Annotated in this window: 1 protein-coding gene; it reads left to right on the top strand. The window is 62.1% G+C overall.

All coding sequences use genetic code 11. The annotated features are described in order from the left end of the window. Positions 1–1,575, top strand: a 1,575-nt coding sequence (locus tag WB785_RS05295; RefSeq protein ID WP_424077666.1) for an MMPL family transporter, incomplete at both ends; no start/stop codon positions are given.

Here is a 1,575-nt window from a genome sequence, read left to right as displayed (position 1 = left end):
TCGCAATGTTTGGACCCGTACATTTCTTCGCCCAACCAGTCGTGTCGATGATGGGTTTCGGTATCGCGATCGACTATGGGCTGTTCGTGGTGAGTCGTTTCCGCGAGGAGATCGCCGAGGGGTACGACACCGAGGCCGCGGTGCGCCGCACGATGATGACGGCGGGACGCACGGTGGTGTTCTCCGCCGTCCTGATTGCCGTGTCGGCGGCTTCCCTCTTTTTGTTGCCGCAGGGCTTCGTGAAGTCGCTGACGTACGCGGTGATCATCTCGGTCACCCTGGCCGCGGTGCTGTCGATCACGCTGCTGCCGGCCTGCCTGGCAATCCTGGGCCGCCACGTCGACGCGCTGGGTGTGCGCACCTTGTTCCGCATCCCCTTCCTTGCCAACTGGAAGCCGTCGCGCGTCTACCTGAACTGGCTCGCAGATCGGTTGCAGAAGACCAAGACCCGCGAAGAGGTCGAGGCCGGGTTCTGGGGCAAGCTGGTCAACGTCGTCATGAAACGCCCGCTGGTGTTCGCCATTCCCATCGTCATCGCGATGATCGCGCTGGTCATTCCCCTGCACAATCTTTCTTTCGGCGGCATGAGCGAGAAGTATCTGCCGCCGGACAACTCGGTCCGCTTAGCGCAGGAGAACTTCGACAAACTCTTTCCCGGCTACCGAACCAACCAGTTAACGCTGGTGATCAACAGCGACAAGCACAGCAAGGTCACCGACCAGGAGATCGCTGAAATCCGCAACGATGCGGCATCGATCAACGGTTTCACCGACAAGACCTGGCAGGAGCGTGCCTGCCCGGCGGTCGCGGGCAATCCGTGCGTCGCAGGACCCAATGGGACCACCCACCCCAAGGACGACACGGTGCGAGTGATCCAGAACGGTCTGGCAAAGTCGAACGACGCAGCTAAGAAAATCGCCGAACTGCGATCGATCACGCCACCCAAGGGATTGAACGTGTTGGTCGGTGGCGTTCCCGCGCTCGAGCAGGACAGCATCCACAGCCTGTTCGACAAAGCTCCGCTGATGCTGGTGGTGCTGCTCACCACGACGATGCTGTTGATGTTCCTGGCGTTCGGATCGGTGGTGCTGCCGATCAAGGCCGCGGTGATGAGCGCGCTGACCCTGGGCTCCACGCTGGGGATTCTGACCTGGATCTTCGTCGACGGTCATTTCTCCAAGCTGCTGAATTTCACGCCGACACCGCTGATGGTCGTGCTCATTGCGTTGGTCATCGCGGTCGGTTTCGGCCTGGCCACCGACTACGAGGTGTTCCTGGTGTCGCGAATGGTGGAAGCCCGGGCGCGCGGCATGTCCACCGCCGAGGCGATCCGGATCGGCACGGCGACCACCGGTCGTCTGATCACCGCCGCCGCGCTGGTGCTCGCCGTGGTCGCCGGGTCGTTCGTGTTCTCCGATCTGGTGATGATGAAATACCTGGCGTTCGGTTTGATGGCGGCCCTGCTGCTGGATGCCACCGTCGTCCGGATGTTCTTGGTGCCGTCGGTGATGAAGCTGCTCGGCGACGACTGCTGGTGGGCACCGATGTGGATGAAGCGCCTGCAGAACCGCTTGG

Origin of the sequence: Mycobacterium sp. (assembly GCF_049585075.1) — a bacterium.
Classification (GTDB): domain Bacteria; phylum Actinomycetota; class Actinomycetes; order Mycobacteriales; family Mycobacteriaceae; genus Mycobacterium.
The sequence above is the reverse complement of the archived record's forward strand: the minus strand, read 5'-3'. Positions and strand labels throughout refer to the sequence as shown.